The organism is Pseudomonas sp. EU05-FHT14B02 (assembly GCF_058791055.1).
Genome location: NZ_JBYTDD010000012.1, coordinates 46,178 through 66,848, shown reverse-complemented (window position 1 = coordinate 66,848; position 20,671 = coordinate 46,178). Strand labels below are relative to the sequence as shown.

General features: G+C 54.1%; 22 protein-coding genes. 13 read left to right on the top strand and 9 right to left on the bottom strand.

Going from position 1 to position 20,671, the window contains the following annotated elements:
* Positions 1 to 5: 5 nt before the first annotated feature.
* Together AC3WTM_RS13285 and AC3WTM_RS13280 are read right to left on the bottom strand one after the other, a co-directional pair.
* Positions 6 to 509 carry an arsinothricin resistance N-acetyltransferase ArsN1 family A gene (locus tag AC3WTM_RS13285; RefSeq protein WP_102668801.1) on the bottom strand — a complete coding sequence of 168 codons (504 nt, stop codon included), beginning with the start codon at positions 507 to 509 and terminating at the stop codon, positions 6 to 8.
* A gap of 57 nt (positions 510 to 566) precedes the next feature.
* Positions 567 to 1,064: a MarR family winged helix-turn-helix transcriptional regulator gene (locus AC3WTM_RS13280; protein ID WP_102668991.1), complete on the bottom strand. Its 498-nt coding sequence runs from the start codon at positions 1,062 to 1,064 to the stop codon at positions 567 to 569.
* A gap of 139 nt (positions 1,065 to 1,203) precedes the next feature.
* Here AC3WTM_RS13280 and AC3WTM_RS13275 point away from each other — a divergent pair, with 139 nt between their 5' ends.
* Positions 1,204 to 2,400, top strand: coding sequence for an MFS transporter (locus tag AC3WTM_RS13275; protein ID WP_256586060.1), 1,197 nt, complete (start codon positions 1,204 to 1,206; stop codon positions 2,398 to 2,400).
* A gap of 194 nt (positions 2,401 to 2,594) precedes the next feature.
* Positions 2,595 to 5,192, top strand: a complete 2,598-nt coding sequence (locus AC3WTM_RS13270; protein ID WP_102668799.1) for an AAA family ATPase — start codon at positions 2,595 to 2,597, stop codon at positions 5,190 to 5,192.
* Between the two features lie 504 nt (positions 5,193 to 5,696).
* Here AC3WTM_RS13270 and AC3WTM_RS13265 read toward each other — a convergent pair.
* On the bottom strand, positions 5,697 to 6,179 hold the full coding sequence (locus AC3WTM_RS13265) for a helix-turn-helix domain-containing protein (protein WP_102668797.1): 483 nt from the start codon (positions 6,177 to 6,179) through the stop codon (positions 5,697 to 5,699).
* 228 nt (positions 6,180 to 6,407) lie between these two features.
* Between AC3WTM_RS13265 and AC3WTM_RS13260 the strand changes: the two genes are divergently transcribed.
* The 3 genes from AC3WTM_RS13260 (at position 6,408) to AC3WTM_RS13250 (ending at position 7,762) form a co-directional block, all read left to right on the top strand.
* Positions 6,408 to 6,800, top strand: a complete 393-nt coding sequence (locus tag AC3WTM_RS13260; RefSeq protein WP_102668796.1) for a DUF6957 family protein — start codon at positions 6,408 to 6,410, stop codon at positions 6,798 to 6,800.
* 67 nt (positions 6,801 to 6,867) lie between these two features.
* Positions 6,868 to 7,290 (top strand): hypothetical protein, encoded by a 423-nt coding sequence (locus AC3WTM_RS13255; protein ID WP_306283494.1) that lies wholly within the window; start codon positions 6,868 to 6,870, stop codon positions 7,288 to 7,290.
* An 88-nt stretch (positions 7,291 to 7,378) separates the two neighbouring features.
* Positions 7,379 to 7,762 carry a hypothetical protein gene (locus AC3WTM_RS13250; protein WP_102668794.1) on the top strand — a complete coding sequence of 128 codons (384 nt, stop codon included), beginning with the start codon at positions 7,379 to 7,381 and terminating at the stop codon, positions 7,760 to 7,762.
* A 280-nt stretch (positions 7,763 to 8,042) separates the two neighbouring features.
* Here AC3WTM_RS13250 and AC3WTM_RS13245 read toward each other — a convergent pair whose 3' ends face one another.
* The 5 genes from AC3WTM_RS13245 to AC3WTM_RS13225 all read right to left on the bottom strand — a co-directional run bounded on the left by AC3WTM_RS13245 (position 8,043) and on the right by AC3WTM_RS13225 (position 12,064).
* Positions 8,043 to 8,315: a heavy-metal-associated domain-containing protein gene (locus AC3WTM_RS13245; RefSeq protein WP_102668793.1), complete on the bottom strand. Its 273-nt coding sequence runs from the start codon at positions 8,313 to 8,315 to the stop codon at positions 8,043 to 8,045.
* A gap of 114 nt (positions 8,316 to 8,429) precedes the next feature.
* Positions 8,430 to 10,700, bottom strand: a complete 2,271-nt coding sequence (locus tag AC3WTM_RS13240) for a heavy metal translocating P-type ATPase (protein WP_102668792.1) — start codon at positions 10,698 to 10,700, stop codon at positions 8,430 to 8,432.
* Positions 10,701 to 10,790: 90 nt separating this feature from the next.
* The gene (locus tag AC3WTM_RS13235; protein ID WP_102668791.1) at positions 10,791 to 11,042 is read right to left on the bottom strand and encodes a DUF2933 domain-containing protein; all 252 of its coding nucleotides are present in this window, start codon (positions 11,040 to 11,042) and stop codon (positions 10,791 to 10,793) included.
* Positions 11,043 to 11,167: 125 nt separating this feature from the next.
* Positions 11,168 to 11,569, bottom strand: a complete 402-nt coding sequence (locus tag AC3WTM_RS13230; protein ID WP_102668790.1) for a hypothetical protein — start codon at positions 11,567 to 11,569, stop codon at positions 11,168 to 11,170.
* A gap of 99 nt (positions 11,570 to 11,668) precedes the next feature.
* A complete protein-coding gene (locus AC3WTM_RS13225) occupies positions 11,669 to 12,064 on the bottom strand; it encodes a hypothetical protein (RefSeq protein WP_102668789.1) in 396 nt (131 codons plus the stop codon).
* A 285-nt stretch (positions 12,065 to 12,349) separates the two neighbouring features.
* Here AC3WTM_RS13225 and AC3WTM_RS13220 point away from each other — a divergent pair, with 285 nt between their 5' ends.
* The 5 genes from AC3WTM_RS13220 (at position 12,350) to copD (ending at position 17,114) form a co-directional block, all read left to right on the top strand.
* Entirely contained in the window at positions 12,350 to 12,559 is a 210-nt protein-coding gene (locus tag AC3WTM_RS13220) for a co-regulatory protein PtrA N-terminal domain-containing protein (RefSeq protein ID WP_102668788.1), read from the top strand.
* A gap of 158 nt (positions 12,560 to 12,717) precedes the next feature.
* Positions 12,718 to 14,583, top strand: coding sequence for a copper resistance system multicopper oxidase (locus tag AC3WTM_RS13215; protein WP_102668787.1), 1,866 nt, complete (start codon positions 12,718 to 12,720; stop codon positions 14,581 to 14,583).
* Positions 14,584 to 14,854: 271 nt separating this feature from the next.
* The gene (locus tag AC3WTM_RS13210; RefSeq protein WP_371918687.1) at positions 14,855 to 15,724 is read left to right on the top strand and encodes a copper resistance protein B; all 870 of its coding nucleotides are present in this window, start codon (positions 14,855 to 14,857) and stop codon (positions 15,722 to 15,724) included.
* 68 nt (positions 15,725 to 15,792) lie between these two features.
* Positions 15,793 to 16,176, top strand: a complete 384-nt coding sequence (copC, locus tag AC3WTM_RS13205) for a copper homeostasis periplasmic binding protein CopC (RefSeq protein WP_102668786.1) — start codon at positions 15,793 to 15,795, stop codon at positions 16,174 to 16,176.
* A 2-nt stretch (positions 16,177 to 16,178) separates the two neighbouring features.
* Positions 16,179 to 17,114, top strand: coding sequence for a copper homeostasis membrane protein CopD (gene copD / locus AC3WTM_RS13200; RefSeq protein ID WP_102668785.1), 936 nt, complete (start codon positions 16,179 to 16,181; stop codon positions 17,112 to 17,114).
* Between the two features lie 51 nt (positions 17,115 to 17,165).
* Here the strand turns inward: copD and AC3WTM_RS13195 are convergent, their stop codons facing one another.
* Entirely contained in the window at positions 17,166 to 17,612 is a 447-nt protein-coding gene (locus tag AC3WTM_RS13195; protein WP_102668784.1) for a DUF411 domain-containing protein, read from the bottom strand.
* Positions 17,613 to 17,902: 290 nt separating this feature from the next.
* On the opposite strand from AC3WTM_RS13195, the gene AC3WTM_RS13190 reads away from it, so the two are divergent.
* The 3 genes from AC3WTM_RS13190 (at position 17,903) to AC3WTM_RS13180 (ending at position 20,626) form a co-directional block, all read left to right on the top strand.
* Complete coding sequence (locus AC3WTM_RS13190; protein WP_102668783.1) at positions 17,903 to 18,586, top strand: heavy metal response regulator transcription factor; 684 nt, start codon at positions 17,903 to 17,905, stop codon at positions 18,584 to 18,586.
* On the top strand, positions 18,583 to 19,971 hold the full coding sequence (locus tag AC3WTM_RS13185) for a heavy metal sensor histidine kinase (protein WP_102668782.1): 1,389 nt from the start codon (positions 18,583 to 18,585) through the stop codon (positions 19,969 to 19,971). The genes AC3WTM_RS13190 and AC3WTM_RS13185 overlap by 4 nt, the downstream gene beginning before the upstream one ends.
* A gap of 313 nt (positions 19,972 to 20,284) precedes the next feature.
* On the top strand, positions 20,285 to 20,626 hold the full coding sequence (locus tag AC3WTM_RS13180) for a hypothetical protein (protein WP_102668781.1): 342 nt from the start codon (positions 20,285 to 20,287) through the stop codon (positions 20,624 to 20,626).
* The last annotated feature ends 45 nt before the right edge of the window (positions 20,627 to 20,671 follow it).

The window sequence follows — 20,671 nt, the reverse complement described above, 5'->3', positions numbered from 1 at the left end:
TTGCTTTAGTACGGCTGATTAGCAGGGATTAGATGCTCGACGATCACACAATCAAGCCACCGACCTTCAAGGCATGCATGTTTTTCGTACACACCCACCTCCCGAAACCCACATGAACGGCACAACGCCAAACTAGCCGCATTAAAGGTAAAGATGCGGGACAGCACCTTCCAAAACCCTCGGGCATGGGCCTCATCCAGTAGAGCTTGAAGCAAAACTTTTCCTAGTCCCTGGCCTCGAACACCGCGATCCAGATAGATCGAAAAATCTGCGATACCGTCGTAGCAGGCGCGAGAACGATAGCTACTCAATCCTGCCCACGCGACCACTTCATCCGCATCGTTGACCATAACCAGGGTCGGATAGCGCTCCATCAGGGAGATGCGCTCAAGCATGTCATTTGGATTACGCGGCGCTGTCTCGAATGTAGAGCTTCTCTCTTCAATACCCTGGTTGTAGATGCCAGCTATCGACACAGCGTCCCTGACTTCAGCAAATCGAATATGCATGCTTATCCATCCAGTTGGTAGTAACAACATTTCTAATAAAAAAAAGGGGCTTCGCCCTCATTTCACATCGGGCACTGACGGGCAGCAGCCACTGACCAGACCACAACGAATCTCTGTCGCTCGAGAGATTTGTTTCAGCAAGCTCAACGCCCCTTGGCGCGCTTCGGGTGACATCTGTTCGATCATTGCCCGCTCTTCAGCGATCAGGTCAGCGCGGATCTTCTGGTAAAGCTCATGACCAGATTCAGTAACCTCAACCTGCACTGCACGACGATCCTCACTGTCCTCCACCCGCGACACATAGCCCTTGCGCTCAAGCGTATCGACCACCCGGCTTGCAGTGCTTTTATCCAGAAACATCTCTTCTGCCAGCGCTTGCAGGCGGAGTCGGCCCATTTTGACCAGAGTCTCGATGGCATAGCATTGCGTGACCGAAACGTCGTAGCAACAGATGCGATCCCGGTCGCGGAACTGATACACCCGGACGAGTTGGTTCAAGGCTTCGTATAGATCTTCGGAATCCTGAGTCAGCTGGTCTTTTTTTCGCTTTGCCATGGCCATCACAAATTAGTTGTTAGGTGCAACGATAATCTTGGTTTCAGGAAACGGTCAACCACTTCCTCATTTTGGTTGACGATGCTGTACCGGCCTCGCTAATTTGTTGCATCTAACAACTAATATGGGCTCGCACCTTGTGAGTTATCCAATCAGCAGACAGGGCACGGTCAATCGAGTTGGGCTGGTCTGGGCGATGGGCATCGCACAGATACTCGCCTGGAGTACAACGTATTATTTGCCCGCAGTCCTCGCGACGCCGATTGCACGAGAGATGGGATGGTCGATTACCAGCACCGTGGCCGGACTTTCATGGGGTTTGTTGGTTGCAGGGGCTTGTTCCCCCTTGGTCGGGAGGCAGATAGATCGGCATGGTGGCCGCCCCGTCCTGGCAACCAGTTCGATATTGATGGCACTGGGGCTGCTGCTGATGGGTGTGGCGAGCAACCTGGTCATCTACTACCTGGCCTGGACATTCATTGGTGCCGCTATGGCTGCGGGTCTGTATGACGCAGCCTTCTCGACTCTTGGACGACTATTTGGCGAGGGCGCACGCACTTCGATGACCGGCCTCACTCTACTGGGTGGGTTCGCCAGCACTTTGGGTTGGCCATTGATCGCCGGCCTGGAACATCAGATTGGCTGGAGATATAGCTGCGTCACGTTAGCCGCAGCTCATCTGGTCATAGGATTACCGATTCATCTCTTGTTGATTCCAAAGAGTGAGAGCATTCCTAACAGTGCGGCAGTTCCTACACACGCCTCTTCCGTGGCCACCGCCCATCACACCAAATCAGGTAATCGCCTCTTTCTGCTGTTGGCAGCGCTACTGACACTCCAGTCGCTGGTGATCTCTTCAATTTCTGTGCATTTGCTTGATGTGCTGAAGCTGCTCGGCATCGCTACAGCCACTGCACTGGCCATCGGCATGATGATAGGGCCATCTCAAGTCGTAGCCCGGCTTGCAGAGTTCTCCCTTGGGCGAAACTTGCATCCGACCACATCCGCCAAGGTCGCTATATTGCTAAGCGGGATAGGAATCGCGCTGCTGATACCGGCTATTCCATGGTTGGCATTCATTGCGATGGCGCTATACGGCGCTGGAAATGGGATTCTGACCATTGCACGAGGGACGCTACCATTGGCTCTTTTTGGGCAAGATGGCTACGGCGCCCGCATGGGCTTATTGGCCCGTCCAATGCTGGTCGCACAGGCCGTAGGCCCTGTGGCAGCTGCAGTTATTCTGGATAACCTCGGCTCAACGGCTTTGCTTGTTGTGATGTGCATTCTAACGACGGCAAGCCTCATCGCCAGCTTCGGTCTTCCTTCAAAATAGATGGCTGACTCCAGAGAAGGCCACGCTCACATCGCAGTGCCCGGCCTCACATAGCCAACTCGACACGCTACTCAATATCAATGGTCATGGAGAGACCTTGGTGGTCATATTTCGCAACCACTTAAACGGCGAAATAGTGGCAAAAAGCCATTCTGCGCCTACGCTCAAGGATTTACCCGTGAGATAGGTACGCCATGTCGACGATTGAGATAGAGCCGGTAGTAGCTGATGATTTCGAGACTTGGCTGAACGGACGCCCTAAATGGTTGCAGACAGCAGCTCGTATGCTGATCGACTCGAAGCGACAGCTGAACCAAGAGGAGATCAAAACGCTAGCTAGGCTGTGCAAGCTCGAAGCCAAGGATGAGGCTGATCCAGGATTTCTGACCGTAACTCCTGGTACGTTATCGCAGGCAGCCAACAGACCCTTGCTTCGGATTGACGAGATCCTTGATGTGCATGGGTTGAACGCGATTAAAGCCGGCGCCAATCTCCCATTCGGTAAAAGCAATCTCGCGGTGATCTACGGACAGAATGGAACCGGCAAGAGCGGATTTGCCCGGTTGCTAAAGCAGATCTGCGGATCACGTTCCAAGGACGAGATACACAGCAATGTCTTCGATCCAACCCATACGCCATGCCGTGCTCATTTCAAGGTGTCCATTGACGGCAAGCCCGCTGATGTTCACTGGGATATACCCAGCGGGCCCCACAAAGCTCTACGGCATGCACAGGTGTTCGACAGCAAGGCAGCCCAGCAGTACATGGGCAGGACTGAGGCATGCTATGAACCCAGCCGGATGAAGTTTGTATCGGCGCTGATCATTACAGCGGACGCAGTTAACGCAGAGCTTGCCGGTGAAAAGGCATTACTCAGCAAAGCACTACCCGCCATCCCTGAGATCCTAAATCAAACTGCCGAAGCGAAATGGCTTCAGGGTCTGAAGGGTACGACTACTACCGCGAGCATTGATAAGGAATGTCTGTACACCGACCAACTTGATCGGGAGCGTATAGAGAACGAAGCCTTGCTCGCAGAGAAGGATATTGCTGGTCGGCTTTTGGCCATCAACAAAGAAAAAACCGTACTGAAAAATATTGAAACAACGATGTCGACACTCCAGCTGGGATTGAACGACGCAGCGGCGGCTGAGCTGGAAAATCTGAAAAATACAGCCGTCAAGGCAAGAAGCACCTGCGAAGAGGCGGCGGCAGCCATTTTCGGGAAAGCAGAGCTTGAAGGCGTCGGCTCTGCGACCTGGCAGCAGATGTGGGAACACGCCCGTGCTTACTCTACCGGCATGGCCTACGCTGAATCTCCGTTCCCCAACGTTTCGGCTGATTCGCGTTGCGTGCTTTGCCACCAAAGCCTCGGCGAGGAGGCAAAAGTCCGCCTGGCCGGGTTTGAAAAGTTTGTAACCGACGGCCTTGAGACTACCGCCAAGAAAGCTGAAGGTAGTTTTACTGATCGCAAAAAACAGCTGCCGGCTCTTCCAGGACAAGCGGACTGGATTGTTCAAATGTCCACTCTGGGCTTCGAAGAGACCGATGGGATCACCTGGCTTGGCATGCTGAAAGCGCGGCTTGATCAAATTGTACTGGGGAGCCCTGTCGGCACCTTGCAGCCTATCGACTGGTCGAGCATAAACGAAGCGGCAAAAGCTAAGTCTGCAGACCTGATTGCCGAAGAAGTGAGCCTGTCGGCCCTGTTGAAGGATGAGCATCGCCAGGCAATGCAAGACCGAGTTCAGCGCCTTCAAGCCAAGCAGTGGCTCTCACAAAACAAGTCCTCCATCAGCGCTGAAAGGGCTAGGCTGATCGCAGTTGCAGCGATAGACAAAGCTTCACGCTCAGCAGCCACCAACTCTCTCACCACCAAGAAAAATGAGCTGGCTAAGACCGAACTGGATGCTGGTTACCAAGCTCGATTCATCGACGAGTTGAAGCTCCTGGGCGGCCACCGCATACCAATAGCTCCGCAAAGCAAATCTGGTGGCAAAGGGAAGATCACCTTCGGTTTGAACCTCGTAGGTGCACATGGCTCACACGGCCTGGAATACATCTTGAGCGAAGGTGAAACCAGAATCGCCGCACTCGCCGCGTTCCTTGCAGACACCACAGGCTCAAACCAACTGGCCCCGTTCATTTTCGATGACCCGATTTCGTCGCTTGACCAAGACTTTGAAGAGAAGGTGGTCGAGCGCCTCGCGTCCTTGTCACAGACAAGGCAGGTCATCATATTTACCCACCGGCTTTCTCTCGTTGCCCAGGTAGAAGCTGTTACTAAGAAATGGGAACAGACGCCAGGGAAGCCCTCCATCAAGTCAACGCTGACGTCACTTCGGAGGATGGAAAAAACGGCAGGCATTGTCGCCACTGCGAGTGCTAGAGACTTGAGACCGGAAAGCGCTGTCAGGGGTTTAATCGACAATACGATTACCCGTCTGAGAAAGCTTCAGGAGAAGGCTGAGGTCGAGACTTATGAGGTGCTCGCCAAGAGCGCCTGCAGTGACTTCAGGATCATCGTCGAGAAGACGATTGAGTACGTTCTGTTGGCGGATGTCGTCGGTCGCTTCAGGCGTGCAATCAATACCCAGGGCAAGTTGTACAAGGTGGCCAAGGTAACAAATGACGACTGCAATTTCATTGATGACCTAATGACTCGCTACTCAGTGTTTGAGCATGCTCAGTCTGAGGAGATGCCAAGTAGCGGTCTTGAGCTGGATGTATTTGAAGCCGATGTGACAGCCCTGTACAACTGGATCATCGAGTTTGGATCTAGAGCCAGTTAACTTGAGTTATTGAGCATGGGTCAGAATCAAGCCAATCCCTCTGATTCTGGCCTGCTCCTAGACAGCATGACCTGACTACCCCCTTCCGGGGCAGGTCTGGGCTGGGTCTCCGAATTCGATCTACATTCCCAGCTCAGCCTCAAGCCGGGCCCCCTTCAAACTGGGCGGAAGCTTTCCGACCGGCATGGCCTGCAATAGCCCGCGTGCAAGATGCTCGGCGTGTGCGGAATAGATCGCGATCCTGCCTGACTCAACCGGCCTGTAAGGCACAACCGCGCCTACAGCGATTTGAGCAATTCTCAGTAAATTCAGCACGTCACCGCCAACGTGGTCGCTGTCCAGGTACTCGACAGTTGGACGAGCCGCAGGCCGGGCACTAGGCCAAATCTCGACAACAAATTGATGGAGACCTATGGGGCCAAGGTGTTCCAGAGCAGTCTTCCACAGCTGTCCTTCCTGTGACATTTTCAGTCGGGTGCTGGTCATTTAGAGGTCATTCGGAAATCACGGATGTTCGGGTGTGGTTGTTTTTAGATATCTGCGAACGGTAGTTTTCGACAGCCCCAATGTTTCCGAAATCTCGGCCACGGATACTCCTTCGTTGTTCAGACGATTAGCCTCTGCAGCCTTGTCCGCCGCCCCGGATCGAGGTGGTCGACCAGGTGGTAGCTTCCCAGCACGTGACAACGACTCCATCTCAGAATCGACGCCATCTCTTTTAATCTTATTCAACTGCTTGTTTAGACGCTTCAGCCCTTCCCGGAATGGTTCATTGGACTGCAGAGAGGTCGCCATGAGGATCAACGAAGCCGCCTCTACCTCCAGTAGCGCTGCTAGTCGAATGAGGACGTCAATCGTGATGTTTACTTCCCCACGCTCTATCTGGCCCCAGTAGGAACGGTCGATGCTGATCAGGTTTTCTTGAGATAGGCCTTTTCTTCTACGCACGGCGCGTACCACTACAGCTAGTGCTTCTGCCGCCTCCATGACTTTTCCTCAAGTAAATCGAGGATAAAGCCATATTGCGACGCACCATAACACGGGCTATGATCCGTATTGCGGTGCGCGCCGAGTTCTAAGGTCGGCCTTCCATGATTTAGATCGTCGCAAATAGCGCAACGCAGCACGCGTGCGGGAGGCCTATCCGCACGACGGCGAACTGCAACAAACAGGATTGAATTGTCAATTTCCTGGTTATTAATCAAAGGACACCCTATGGCTAGCGTCGAAGAACCCGACTTTATGAAAGGGCCACGGACGCCTCTTGAAGGCCTGTCCAGCAGCTCAGAAGCACGAGCGCTGGTGAGCCAACGCTTCCCCGGTAAACCGTACTGTTTGATCACGGACTGGACAATATTTCGCATTGATGTCACGCCCGATGAGCTCGCCAAAGTTCATGCAGTCGGCCAGCTCCCAATGATCGTGTTTGCTCACAATGTGGTCGAGGACAGTCAGGGACGTTTTCAGCAAGGCGACTGGGTTCGTTCAAGCATGTGCACCAGCTTCAATGACGGCGTCGTGTTCGAAACCAGAAATACGGCTTACGTCTTGCTTGGCCCAGGTCATGAACAACCTGCGAGCCTGAAAACCATTTTTTCCTTCTTCTAACCTGCGCTCCGTAACGGAGCCCCTTGAGACACAAGAACATACGATGTTTAGAACACACGACGACGACATGCTCGGTCTGCCGGGCATGTTTGGGGAAGGTGAATGCCAATGGCATCAGGTATCCAGATTGCTTCGTACTCATTGGTATCACGTCACAGTCCAGGCGAAGCACCAAGGCCGAATCACCGAGGCGGCTCTGATGGTCGACAGCGAACCTCGGCTCCAACAGATGCTAATAGCGCAGGACGCAGAGACCTTCATCACAGACGTGCAAGTAGTCACTCCCGGTTACATGAATGGAACAGAAGGCTGGCGAATGGAGACACTGACGAAAGTAACGCTTGGTGAAGACGATAACGAGTGCTTCGTTTGCCTACTAGAAGTGGAGACAGGCTCCAAGTACCACAGCTCTCACCAAGCTGGGTTCAGAAGCGACTTGCTGGCCAATCTAAGTCCGATTTTCCATGCGGACATGATCCGCGCAGCCTGAAATCCATCAGGTTTTCGGCACGGCATCAGATTGGATGATTTCGTGTCGAACTCCTGGTCGCGCCATACGAGCGGTCAAAGGAAGAATTATGCTGAACAGGACTGAGGTAAGTTTTCACGTTAAGCGCCATACAGATTTCGATCTTATGCGAATCATCAAAGCTCAGGGGCAAGGGTTTGACAAGCCCGTTACCGCCTACCTCTGTGGAGTCGCCATCAGGGCGCGCACCTGCATAGGCGTAGTTTTTGGCCACAAACGCGAAGACCAGTACGGTCGGTTCGGCGATGGTCATTTAATCCGAACTTCAGACGTTATTAAGGCTGAACGCGAGGGACGATTTTGGGTGCTGACAACGGTGAACTCACGGTACGTGATCGCGACTTTTCAGCGAGGGAACGGGCGCTCAAGCCTCCGTGAGTTCTTGCGTCTTTCACAGGGGCACCACCATTTGCCGCCCCAAGTGCTGCAATGATGGACGTGTTCATTTTTGTATGGGCGAACCTTCCTAGACAAATACAAAGTGTCGTTATGATCGTGAAGGCAGGCGAAGTCATATGCATAGCTTCAGGCATTTTTGAAGGGTAACGTAGTCGTCAATGGCTAGGATAATCGGCGACTACTTGATCGGTACAGTCTGACCTATCACCTGGTACGGCTGTTTGGTTTGGCCGTACTCCACCAGCGGGCATACCCGGCGCCGCAACTCCAACGAGGTCGGGGTGATTCTGAGTTCTTCAGTTTCAAAATAATCCTTACCGGCAGCAGCAACCGCCGCCGTTCCCGCCACAGCCCGAGGTTTTCTTACTCGCTACGCTTTCCACTGTCGCCAGCTGTGCTGGATAGCCTGCGTCCTGTAAGGCTGCAACCAGCGCATGGCTGTCCGAATCGCCGCTGACCTTCACCCGTCCGGCTTGTAAATCCACCGCTACGTCACTCACGCCTTCAACTGGGCGCAGCGCTTCGGTGACATGTTTGACACATGAACCACAGCTCATGCCTTGGACTTGCAGTTCAACAGTTTTCATTGGTGACCCCTCACAACAAAGTTGATCATGGAACGACTGACGCATGAGGCTTTTCTGCGGCGTTGGCTTATCCTCAACCTTGCTGCCATGGCAAGGTCAAGCGGTCGTTTTCATTCAATCAATGGAAGCCTGGCGCAGACGCAAGGCGTTGAATACCACCGACGCCGAGCTCACGCTCATGGCCAGTGCGGCAATTAGCGGTGACAGAAGGTGACCGGTAAGAGGGAAGAACAAGCCGGCGGCCAGTGGGATGCCCATGGCGTTGTAAAGGAAGGCGAAGGTCAGGTTCTGGTGCATATTTCTCACCGTTGCGACTGACAGGCTGCGAGCACGCAGGATGCCGAGCAGATCGCCCTTGACCAGGGTGACCTGAGCGCTGTTCATCGCCACATCAGTGCCAGTGCCCATGGCGATACCTACATCAGCGCGAGCCAGTGCGGGGGCATCATTAATGCCGTCGCCAGCCATCGCCACGCGGTGTCCGGCTTGTTGCAGAGATGCCACCAGACGTTCTTTATCTTGCGGTTTGATCTCGCCGTGCACCTCCTCGATGCCCAACTGGCGAGCTACCGAGCGAGCAGTCGTAAGGCCGTCGCCAGTGGCCATGATGACCTTGACGCCATCCGCCTGCAGACGCTCGACGGCCAGCTTCGTGGTGGGTTTGATGGGGTCGGCAACAGCCAGCAAACCCGCCAGGGCGCCATTGACTGCCAGGTACATGATGCTCGTGCCGTCGCCGCGAAGCTTCTCGGCATGTGCTTGCAAGCTCTCTGTGGAAACGCCGGCCTCCTGCATCAACGCGGTATTGCCTAGCATCAGGCGGCGACCCTCGACCTGACCGCTTACACCAATACCTGAGGCTGACTCGAAGGTTTCAGGTGTCACCAGTTTTAGCCCTGCGGCACGAGCCTGCTCGACGATGGCGTGGGCCAATGGATGCTCACTGCCCTGATCGAGACTTGCGGCCAGGCGCAACACTTCATCCTGAGTAAATCCGGGTACGGCCTCGACGCTATGGAACGCTGGTCGACCTTCAGTGAGGGTGCCAGTTTTATCGACTATCAAGATGTCTATCTTGCGCAGGTTTTCGATGGCGGTGGCATCACGGAACAATACGCCGCTGCCAGCAGCCTTACCGGTGGCAACCATGACTGACATCGGTGTCGCTAGGCCAAGGGCACACGGACAGGCGATGATCATGACCGCGACAGCGTTGATCAATCCGAACACCCAACTTGGCTCGGGCCCCCACAGCCCCCAGCCGAGTAGAGTCAGCGCGGCGATAGCTATCACAACGATCACGAAGTAACTGGCAATCACATCTGCCAGCCGTTGCATCGGCGCTTTTGAGCGTTGTGCCTGCACAACCATCTGCACAATCTGTGCGAGCAGGGTCGCTGACCCGATCTTCTGCGCTTGCATCACCAGACTGCCGTGAATGTTGAGGGTGGCTCCGATCAGCGCGTCGCCGGCCCTTTTCATTATCGGTATTGGCTCGCCGGTGAGCATCGACTCATCTACAGCACTTTCGCCTTGCAACACCTGGCCGTCGACAGGCACTTTTTCGCCCGGACGCACACGTAATGTATCGCCGCTGTGTACGTGTGTCAGTGGGATGTCTTCTTCCGTGCCGTCGGCATTGATCCGACGGGCAGTTTTTGGGGCCAGTCCAAGCAGCGACTTGATGGCAGCCGAGGTTTGCGAGCGAGCCTTGAGCTCGAGCATCTGGCCGAGAAGTGTCAGTGAGATGATCACAGCCGCCGCTTCGAAGTACACACCGATGCGACCATCCATCATGAAGTTGCTGGGGAATACATCGGGGGCCAGGGTGGCCACGACGCTGTAAAGGAAGGCCGCCGCCGTACCAAGCCCGATCAACGTCCACATGTTCGGACTACGCTGAATCACCGAGCGCACGCCACGAACATAAAATGGCCATCCAGCCCACAGCACGACGGGTGTCGCCAATCCCAGCTCGACCCAATTTTGCGTGGTGCCATGGAACAGCACCAGGGCATGGCCACCCATAGCCAGCACGGTTACGATCACTGTCAGTGGCAATGTCCACCAAAAGCGCCGGGTGAAGTCCTTAAGTTCGGGGTTCTCATCCTCCTCTAATTCGGGAATCACCGGCTCTAAGGTCATGCCGCACTTAGGGCAGACGCCGGGGCCGATCTGGCGAATTTCCGGATGCATGGGACATGTGTATTCAGCGGCACCCGTTACCGGTTCTGCTGTTGTCTGATGAACTTGTTCGATTTTTCGTTGAGATATTCGATAACGCTCGGGCGCTGCCCTGAAGGTCGTTTGGCATTTCTGGCTGCAGAACCGGTAATTTTGCCCCTCATACTCCGTGCTGAACTGGCTGTCGATACTGACAGTCATGCCACATACCGGGTCATGGGAGCCGGTGGGTGGGGGTTCAGACTTCTGTATTGGGTTGTGCTCTGAACGAAGCTCAGGGGTGGGCATGAGCTAACTCCTCTTTTCATCCTTGGTGGCGTCTGAGGTTTGGCCGTGATGACTGTGACCACCGTGGTGGTGCCCGAAAAAATGCATCAGCGGGCACAACAGCAAAATCATGTAAGGCAGTAAGCCCAGCATATGGCCGTAGTGTTCTCTTGCCAGATAGAACAGCACGATCACCAGCAGCATGCCCAGCGCTATGCCGGGTTTGCTCCTCCAAAATGCTGGTGAGGTGTTAGCGGAATGTGGTGAATTCATCATGGTTCTGTACTCCTGAGGGAGTGCTGTTGAGTGATACGTCGTAGAGGTGCAACGGGCGGCAGTTTTACCCTTGGCATATTGGCTAAAGTAAAACCGTCGCTGCGTTGCCTACAGGCTTGTGCGCGTCACTTGCTCATCGGCATGTTCATCATGCTCGTTTGCTGATCCATCATTTTCATCATCATGTTCATCATTCCCATCTCCATGCCGTCCTTGTTGCCGTCCATGCCCATGCCCTTGCCATGACAGTTCTTATGCATCATGGCCATGCTGTCCTTCATCGTCTTCATGCTCTCCTGCATGGCGGCGTGTCGCTCGGCAGGTGTCTTGGCGGCGGCTGCCTTGTCGTGTGCAGCCTGCATTTTTTGCATTTGCTCGGCCATGACATTGTTTTGCATCGGCGTAGCTGCTTCGCTTGTCTGGGCGGGCGCGGTCTGCCCCTCTGGGTGATGCTCATCGACTGCTGAGGCGATGAGTGGGCTGCTCACGAGCAGGGTGGCGAGGATAAATTTCAATGTGGCATGCATGGCAATCTCCAAAGGGTCAGGACAACTCAGGTAATACCAAGCCGCGCCAGGTTGGCGCAGTCAGACAGTGCGCCGAAGATCGGCGCGCAGAAGGTCGGATTAATCGTTGAAACGGACGAAAATCAGGCGGGCAGGCGGTCTGGCTGGTACAGGGCGCCGTAATGCAAGAAAGGCAAAAGCGGAGGGGTTGGCGGGATACAAAATCAGCAACGCAGGGAGCAGGAGCAGAAACGTCCAACTGGACAGGTCAAATATTTGAAGATGGAGCGAAGGACTTACAGCTATCGCCGCATCGGCGCAGTGCTGAAGGCAACCGAGGACATGGGCGTCGTGGCTATCGTGATCTTGCGCGGTGTTCAGCGAGACATGTGTTGTAGCTGGATTGTGGCTGGGCTGTGCCAGACATCCCTGGCTCGCTGCCAGACCAAACGCTAACACCCACAGCACGATGGCGAGGCGTATGAACGTTGGTTGACGATGGCGAAACCAGAACATGGAGAATCTCCGGTACTGATTAGCGGATTTTGATTTTTCAACATACGCCACATTGAAGTGCCACGGTTGATCTACATCAATTTATGCAGCCGGCTGTCGGTTCTGTGGTGCGGTCAAATTTTATGACGCACGTCGATCTTTCAGATGTTGAGTTTCTCCGTGTGCTGTCAAAAGTGTAATCACCAGCTAAGCGTGCTGACAGGTGCGTCCCCTCATCATCCTCATCGAGCTGACGCTCAAACTCTCTGGTTTCATCGAGAGTCAATTCCTTGAAGGAGATGCACTATGAAAGCAACCAACGTTGTGATTCTTACACTCAGTTTGGCTATTTCGTCCCTGGCCTTTGCCGAAGGTGGCGGCGACCGTGCGGTTGAGCGCATGGAACGAGCTCGAGAGACGGCAATGGTCACCAGCAAGCCCGTTCCACAAGCGCAAGTGCAAGAGGAAATTGCACAGGAAAAGCCCACGGCTGGAGAGCAGAAGCATCAATGCTGATCCGCCCAGCTTACGGAAATGTAATCACCCCGCTTGCTAGCTTATGTCATCTTCCAATGTATTGAGCACTAGCTATCCAAAGCCTGAACCCTCGGGAGCACACCACAGTGTGTGTGTGTGTGTGCACCTGACATCCGACTGACGGGACATGAATCGGTATGCATTCCAAAACTTCTCGGCGCACCTTTGTGAAAGGTCTCACCGCAGGCGGGATCCTCGGTGGCTTAGGGCTTTGGCAGACGCCTATATGGGCGGCACCACGCTCGGGCGAAACCAATCTTCTGTCAGGTACAGAGTTCGATCTATTTATCGGAGAAACTCCGGTAAACATCACTGGGAATGCCCGGACAGCCATGACGATTAATGGTGGAATTCCGGGGCCTCAGCTTCGTTGGCGCGAAGGCGATACCGTAACCTTGCGAGTCAAAAACCGCCTTAAGGATATGACTTCCATCCACTGGCACGGGATTATCCTCCCCGCGAATATGGACGGTGTGCCGGGCCTTAGCTTCCATGGGATCGAGCCTAACGGCACGTATGTCTATCAATTCAAGGTCAAGCAGAACGGAACGTACTGGTATCACAGTCACTCCGGCTTCCAAGAACAGGTAGGTGTGTACGGCCCACTGGTAATCGACGCGAAAGAGCCGGAGCCTTTTGAGTATGACCGTGACTACGTGGTGATGCTTACTGACTGGACGGATGAAGATCCTGCTTCGCTGATGAGGAAACTCAAGCAGCAGTCTGACTACTACAACACTCACAAGCGCACCGTCAGTGACTTCATCCACGACGTAGCTGACAAAGGTTGGTCAGCCACTGTCGCTGACCGAAAGATGTGGGCCGAAATGAAGATGAATCCCACGGACATTGCAGATGTCAGTGGCGCGACATACACCTACTTGATGAATGGCCACGCGCCAAACTCCAACTGGACGGGCACCTTCAAACCTGGCGAAAAACTTAGGTTGAGGTTCATCAATGGTTCAGCCATGAGCTACTTTGATGTCCGTATTCCGGGCTTGAAGATGACTGTGGTGGCTGCAGATGGCCAGTATGTTAAGCCCGTAAGCGTGGATGAATTCAGGATCGCCACAGCTGAGACCTTCGATGTGATCGTCGAACCAACTCAGGACGCCTACACACTGTTTGCGCAGTCGATGGATCGGTCGGGGTATGCAAGAGGCACCTTGGCCGTCCGGTCTGGCTTGGTCGCTCCAGTACCTGAGCTAGACCCACGTCCTCTCGTCACCATGGCCGACATGGGTATGGCCGGTATGGATCATGGCGCGATGGCTGGTATGGGCGATATGGCTGGGATGGATCACAGCAAGATGGCCGGTATGGAAGACAGCTCAATGGAGGGCATGTCAGGCATGGATGGCGGTGCCATGAAAGGTATGAACCATGGCGATATGCAAGACATGTCCGGCATGGACAGCATGGCTGGAATGGATCACAGCAAAATGTCCATGGGCGGCATGAGTGGTATGGGAGAAATGCAAACGCACCCAGCCACGGAATCCAACAATCCTCTCGTCGACATGCAGGCAATGTCGACGTCACCAAAGCTTGATGATCCTGGCATGGGCCTTCGCGAAAATGGTCGAAAGGTGCTGACGTACTCTGACCTAAAGAGCACGTTTGAAGATCCAGATGGCCGTGAGCCAAGTCGAACTATCGAACTGCACTTGACCGGGCATATGGAGAAATTTTCCTGGTCTTTCAACGGCGTGAAGTTTTCGGACGCCGAGCCGGTAAAACTGAAGTATGGCGAGCGAGTCCGGATCGTGCTCGTCAACGACACCATGATGACGCATCCCATCCACTTGCATGGCATGTGGAGCGACCTTGAAGACGAGAATGGCCAATTCCTTGTTCGCAAACACACCATTGATATGCCGCCAGGATCAAAGCGCAGCTATCGAGTGACAGCCGATGCACTGGGACGCTGGGCCTATCACTGCCATCTCCTGTACCACATGGAAATGGGGATGTTCCGCGAAGTGCGTGTAGAGGAATAAGGAGTCGACTATGAGCAATTTTCTTCGCGGGACTCGCATGCACTCAGCTGTATTTACCGTCGCTCTAGCCGCTGGTTTTGTCTTTCCGGCAGCCGCTGAAACAAGCCAGGGCACCGAAGACGCACAGATGCAGACTATGGATCACAGCCAGATGCAGGGTATGGATCACAACCAGATGCAGGGCATGGATCACGGCCAGATGCAGGGTATGGATCACAACCAGATGCAGGGCATGGATCACAGCCAGATGCAGAGTATGGATCACAACCAAATGCAAGGTATGGATCACAGCCAGATGCAGGGTATGGATCACAGCCAGATGCAAGGTATGGATCACAGCCAGATGCAGGGTATGGATCACAGCCAGATGCAAGGTATGGATCACAGCAAAATGGAGGGTATGCAGCCCGCCAAGCAACCACAAACCCAAAGCCGGACTCCGATACCGCCGCTAACTGATGCTGACAGAGCCGCAGTCTATAAGTCCCCTGGTGGTCACCAAGTTCATGACACAGCCCTCAACTCATTTTTTATATTTGAGAAATTGGAATGGCAGGATGCTGACGATGGAAGCGCACTGAACTGGGAAGCCCAAGGTTGGATAGGGGGAGATGTTGATCGTCTATGGTTGCGCTCCGAAGGCGAACGCACCAATGGGAAGACTGAAAAGGCTGAGGTTCAAGCTTTATGGGGACACGCCATCAGCCCTTGGTGGGATCTAGTCGGTGGTGTTCGTCAAGACTTCAAACCAGGCGACCCTCAAACGTGGGCAGCTTTCGGTATCCAGGGCTTGGCGCTCTACAATTTCGAGGCCCAGGCTACTGCTTATTTGGGTGAAGGCGGCCAGACCGCAGCGCGGCTGGAAGGTGACTACGACATTCTCCTCACCAATAAGCTGATTTTACAACCGACGGCAGAATTCAATTTCTATGGCAAAAACGATCCCAAACGTGGAGTGGGTTCGGGGCTGTCTGAGAGTGAGGTGGGTTTGCGACTTCGGTACGAAATCCGTCCAGAGTTCGCACCTTACGTAGGTGTGACTTGGAATCGCTCTTATGGAAAAACCGCTGACTATGCCAGCGAGGAAGGCGGAGACAATGACGAAGCTCGTCTGGTGCTCGGCGTCCGGGTGTGGTTCTAAATCACAGTTAGCAGCACCAAATAATTATTAACCTCATTACAACAGCTACGCGCTGTGAGGAGCCTTGCATGTCTGTATTTAAATCCTGTGTTGTGGCCGTCGCTCTTTCATCCAGCCTTCTGCTCAGTGCAGTTGCCCAGGCTCACCCGAAGCTAGTCTCTTCAACTCCAGCTGAAGGCGCGAACGGCCCAGCCCCAGCAAAGATTGAGCTGCACTTTTCTGAAAACCTGGTCACCCAGTTTTCCGGAGCCAAGTTGATCATGACTGACATGCCCGGCATGCCAAACTCTCCTATGGGTGTTAAAGCCAGCGTGGCCGGCAGTGACGATCCCAAAACTATGGTCTTGACCCCGGCCTCTCCTCTCACAACGGGCACCTACAAAGTGGAATGGCGAGCGGTTTCGTCCGATACCCATCCGATTACTGGCAGCGTCACCTTCAAAGTGAAATAAGTATGAGCGACCCAATTAACGTGGCGCTGCGCCTTGCGCTTTATTTGGATCTGATGCTCCTCTTCGGTCTTGCCGTCTTTGGGCTATACAGCTTTCGGGGAAAAGAACGTGTATCGGGAACGTTGTTGCATTTTGGGTCGCTACTACCTGGCACCGCTGTTATAGGTATGCTTTTGTCCGTAGCAGCTTTTGTAGTTATGACAAAAAATATGAGCGGCGCATCCGAGTGGGCGGAACTGCAACCGCACATGGAAATGATGCTGTACGAGACTGAGGTCGGCTACAGCTGGGTGACACGCATGATCTCGCTAGCAGTGGTGATTTTTGCTGGAAGCCAGAACAGGCGATGGCCGACGGGTAGTCTCTGGATCGCTACCATTGCGGGCAGCATTGCCTTAGCGACAATCCCATGGACAGGTCACGGGGCGATGGATGAAGGCACCCTGCGATTCTGGCACTTTGCCGCTGATATTTTGCACCTACTTGCCGCTGGCGGATGGATCGGAGCTCTCGCGGCGTTTGGTCTGATGTTGAGTATTAGGGGGGCTAATTCGGAGCAACTGGTACGAGTGCTATCGCGAGCGCTCAGGGGATTCGAAACAGCGGGCGCATTCATTGTTGGTACGATCATAGTTACTGGCGTCGCTAATTACCTCTTCATTGTCGGGCCGTCAGTAATCGAAGTCGTAACCAGCACCTATGGCGCTCTCCTGTTCGTGAAGATCCTGCTGTTCCTGGGCATGATCGGGCTCGCTACCCTCAATCGTTTCTACCTGAGCCCTTCACTAGAGCGGTCTGTGGTGGCCGGTGATTTTTCTCTAGCGGCAACTGCTTTGAGAAAAAGTGTGGTGATCGAATCGACCTGTGCTGTCGTCATCGTTTGCTTGGTGGCCTGGCTAGGAACATTGAGCCCCTCAATCGAGATGGCTCAAGGGTGATCCAGGAGCTAGATCCGAGCGGCCCCAAGGGCGCTCAGATCTGAGCAACGACTATCGGCTGATGGGGTAGTCAGCGACCACTTCTTGCGCACCTGCCTTGGTGAGCCCCAGTACCTGGTAAGGTTGATGATTCTGGCCGTAGTCCATACCAGGGGAGCCTGCGGGCATGCCTGGCACTGCAATTCCTGCGAGGTCTGAACGTCCATTCAGCTTCTTGATTTCATCGGCAGGGACATGACCCTCTACGAATTTGCCGTCAATCACAGCCGTATGGCATGAAGCGAGTTCGTGTGGCACGCCCAGGTTCTGCTTGATAGCGCTCATATTACTTTCCACATGGTCTACTACCTTGAATCCATTTGATTCGAGGTGCTTGACCCATTCCTTGCAGCACCCGCAGTTCGCGTCACGATGCACATCGATTGTGAGTGGCTCATCTGCCTGAACAATCCCACAAATCATCAATCCCACAGCAAGCGATAGCTTTCGTTTGAACATTCGATGCACCTCGTCACGTTTTAGCGTTGCGGTTGCGCTGTATGCACTGGCCGTAGGCCAGGAGTCGTGCTTCCGCGCTGGATGGAAAGTAGGTTAAGCGCAAAAAGCTCAGATTGCCGATTACGTTTTTGTAAGCTGCCGACTAGCTGCTCTCCCTCAATCCGCCACACCCCCGCCCCGTCTTGACTGGGAACTTTCTGTTTGCTGTTTGGGCAATTACATTTGCGTAAGCTTCCGCACAGTCGTCAGATTGGTAGCACACTAGAACACCGCAAAACCGGAGCCCCTGCATGAGAATCTTGGTTGCAGAAGACGAACCCAAAATTGGGATGTACCTACAGCAAGGCCTTCTGGAAGCTGGCTTCAGTGTCGACCGGGTTGTGACGGGGACAGAGGCGCTGCACCAGGCGCAAAATGAGGCCTACGATCTTCTAATCCTGGACGTAATGATGCCGGGCCTAAATGGCTGGGAGGTCATTCGCTCTATCCGCACAGCCGGGAGCACTGTTCCTGTGCTGTTTCTGACGGCCAGGGACGGAGTTGACGACCGGGTCAAAGGTTTGGAATTAGGTGCAGACGATTATTTAGTCAAACCCTTCGCATTTTCCGAGTTGCTTGCTCGCGTCAGAAGCTTGCTTCGCCGTGGTGCCGCCGTACCCAACCAGACATCTATTAAGATCGGGGATCTGGAGGTCGATCTTCTAAGACGACGGGCCTCGCGCTCAGGTCGACGCATTGACCTTACCGCCAAGGAATTTTCGCTACTAGAGCTGCTGATGCGCCGTCGGGGAGAAGTCTTGCCGAAATCACTGATCGCATCGCAGGTTTGGGACATGAACTTCGACAGTGATACCAACGTGATCGAAGTCGCGATTCGTCGGCTCCGGGCCAAAATCGATGACGATTTCGACACCAAGATGATTCAGACCGCGAGGGGAATGGGGTACATGCTAGATGCTCCGGATACAGAATGAAGCGCGCATCTCTTACCCTCCGTTTAAGCATGATGTTTGTCTGTGCCGTGGTGGCCGTGTTGGTAGTAGCAGGCTTTACCTTTGATGGGTTCAGTCAGCATCACTTTAAGGCCATCGACCGTCAAGCGATGACGGAAAAGCTCGAATCCATTCGGCAAATAATGGATGGCGAAGCTGGCTCCGCAGACCCTTCAGAAGTTGTGTTGCAACTACAAGCACTCCTTGGTGCTCACCAGGAACTTTCAGCCTCAATTATCGCGATGGGCGGGAAGACGTTCTTCGCGACTTCAAATGCAGTTGGACATCCTTCTTCCTCCTCTGGTGACCCGAGGGAAGATATGTGGGAGTGGACAGCTGGAAGCCATATGTACCGAGGCATGAAAGCTCAAGTTCATTTGGCGAATGAAGCTGAGCCAATGACCGCGTGGCTGAGTCTAGACATCACTAGCCATATGCATTTCGTTGAAACTCTGCGCTGGTGGTTAGTGATCGGGCTGGCGATTAGCGCCTTGGTCAGCGCAGGTTTAGGGTGGTTGGTCGCGCTCAGCGGGCTGAAGCCGGTCGCACAAGTGACGAAAGTCGCGGCCTCGATGTCAGCCGGATCGCTGAAGGAGCGTATTCCGATGGATTCTGTGCCCCGCGAGCTTGAGCTCCTTGTCACTTCGTTCAACGCTATGCTTGCTCGCCTTGAGGAGTCATTTGCTCGGTTGTCTAACTTTTCAGCCGATATCGCGCACGAGCTACGTACTCCTATCAGTAATCTGCGCACACATACCGAAGTCATCCTCACAAAGAAACGTGCACCAGAGGATTATGAAGAGAATCTTTATTCCAACCTGGAAGATCTGAACCGACTCTCCAGCATTATTGACGGCATGCTTTTCTTAGCAAAGTCGGACAACGGTCTGGTTCTACCTGCCAAAGAGAAAATCGAGTTGCGTTCGGTCGTCGATAAATTGTTCGAGTATTACCAGCTTCTGGCAGACGACACAGGGGTAAAGCTGCAGGTAGTCGGGCACGGCGCGGTGAATGGTGACGGGACGATGCTGGATCGGACGATCTCGAATTTGCTGTCCAATGCGCTCAGGTATACCCCACCTGACTGTACGATCTCCGTGAAAATCGAGCCCCTGGGCGACATGATCTGCTTGTCAGTGGAAAACCCCGGCGAGGAGATAGCGGTAGAGCATCTGCCCCGGCTGTTTGACCGTTTTTACCGAGTCGATCCCGCACGGAGAGAGAGCGCTACGAACCATGCGGGGTTAGGGCTGGCAATCGTCAAATCACTTGTTGACGCCCATGACGGCACCGTTGGGTGTATCTCCAGAGAAGGTTATACAACCTTTATGATCAGCCTACCCGCGTGGCCTGCTGACCACGAGTGAAAGTGAGGTTTCCATGGCTGGATGGGGCTGACGGCATAACGAGGCGCTGGGAGCTAGATAGAGGTTGCCATCGCGACCACCCAACGGACGACCACCACCGCCACCGCCACTAATGCAAAAAGTCAGTTCCGGTCTGGGCCTCAGTGCACGCAGCCTCCTGACATCTTTGGAGGCCAGATAAAGGACTATTTATTACACGTAATGCTGACTTAATTCATGTTAGGTGTTATCGCCTACGTCGCATTTTGACGACAGGTTGTTGATGACACGTGTCCAATTGTAAGAGCCATTTTCAGCGACTACACTCCAGCCCATGAAACGCTATCTGCGGTTTTGCATCATCTTCGTGATCAGCCTGGCGCTTCCCCTCAGCGGGATGGCGGGGGTTCAGGCACCGACAGAACCTTGCCCGATGAAGACCATGGGCATGGCGATGATGGACGACATGGGGATGGACTGCTGCAACGACATGAAAAGTCCTGTCGAGCACGGTAAGCCTTGCAAGCCGGGCCAGGAATGCAAGACAGGCGGCATGCTGCAAGTCTCGATCCTAAAGCCTCCCGTCACCGTGTTCAGCCCCGTTGTCGTTTCCCTTATCAGCGATTCGTTACCTATACAGACCCCGTCCGGGGTATGGCGACCGCCACGCGTTTGATTCCTGTCCCACATTGAGCCTCATTCCCATTAGCGGGATGGACTA

Bases quoted from the DNA above. Each gene is read 5' to 3' on its own strand.
- AC3WTM_RS13270 (WP_102668799.1), top strand. From the start codon at position 2,595: ATGTCGACGATTGAGATAGAGCCGGTAGTAGCTGATGATTTCGAGACT.
- AC3WTM_RS13185 (WP_102668782.1), top strand. From the start codon at position 18,583: ATGAAGCGCGCATCTCTTACCCTCCGTTTAAGCATGATGTTTGTCTGT.
- AC3WTM_RS13225 (WP_102668789.1), bottom strand. From the start codon at position 12,064: ATGTTCTGGTTTCGCCATCGTCAACCAACGTTCATACGCCTCGCCATC.
- AC3WTM_RS13265 (WP_102668797.1), bottom strand. From the start codon at position 6,179: ATGGAGGCGGCAGAAGCACTAGCTGTAGTGGTACGCGCCGTGCGTAGA.
- AC3WTM_RS13285 (WP_102668801.1), bottom strand. From the start codon at position 509: ATGCATATTCGATTTGCTGAAGTCAGGGACGCTGTGTCGATAGCTGGC.
- AC3WTM_RS13250 (WP_102668794.1), top strand. From the start codon at position 7,379: ATGCTGAACAGGACTGAGGTAAGTTTTCACGTTAAGCGCCATACAGAT.
- AC3WTM_RS13245 (WP_102668793.1), bottom strand. From the start codon at position 8,315: ATGAAAACTGTTGAACTGCAAGTCCAAGGCATGAGCTGTGGTTCATGT.
- AC3WTM_RS13235 (WP_102668791.1), bottom strand. From the start codon at position 11,042: ATGATGAATTCACCACATTCCGCTAACACCTCACCAGCATTTTGGAGG.
- copD (WP_102668785.1), top strand. From the start codon at position 16,179: ATGAGCGACCCAATTAACGTGGCGCTGCGCCTTGCGCTTTATTTGGAT.
- AC3WTM_RS13210 (WP_371918687.1), top strand. From the start codon at position 14,855: ATGCAAGGTATGGATCACAGCCAGATGCAGGGTATGGATCACAGCCAG.
- AC3WTM_RS13195 (WP_102668784.1), bottom strand. From the start codon at position 17,612: ATGTTCAAACGAAAGCTATCGCTTGCTGTGGGATTGATGATTTGTGGG.
- AC3WTM_RS13230 (WP_102668790.1), bottom strand. From the start codon at position 11,569: ATGCATGCCACATTGAAATTTATCCTCGCCACCCTGCTCGTGAGCAGC.
- AC3WTM_RS13260 (WP_102668796.1), top strand. From the start codon at position 6,408: ATGGCTAGCGTCGAAGAACCCGACTTTATGAAAGGGCCACGGACGCCT.
- AC3WTM_RS13180 (WP_102668781.1), top strand. From the start codon at position 20,285: ATGAAACGCTATCTGCGGTTTTGCATCATCTTCGTGATCAGCCTGGCG.
- AC3WTM_RS13220 (WP_102668788.1), top strand. From the start codon at position 12,350: ATGAAAGCAACCAACGTTGTGATTCTTACACTCAGTTTGGCTATTTCG.
- AC3WTM_RS13255 (WP_306283494.1), top strand. From the start codon at position 6,868: ATGCTCGGTCTGCCGGGCATGTTTGGGGAAGGTGAATGCCAATGGCAT.
- AC3WTM_RS13240 (WP_102668792.1), bottom strand. From the start codon at position 10,700: ATGACTGTCAGTATCGACAGCCAGTTCAGCACGGAGTATGAGGGGCAA.
- AC3WTM_RS13190 (WP_102668783.1), top strand. From the start codon at position 17,903: ATGAGAATCTTGGTTGCAGAAGACGAACCCAAAATTGGGATGTACCTA.
- AC3WTM_RS13215 (WP_102668787.1), top strand. From the start codon at position 12,718: ATGCATTCCAAAACTTCTCGGCGCACCTTTGTGAAAGGTCTCACCGCA.
- AC3WTM_RS13280 (WP_102668991.1), bottom strand. From the start codon at position 1,064: ATGGCAAAGCGAAAAAAAGACCAGCTGACTCAGGATTCCGAAGATCTA.
- copC (WP_102668786.1), top strand. From the start codon at position 15,793: ATGTCTGTATTTAAATCCTGTGTTGTGGCCGTCGCTCTTTCATCCAGC.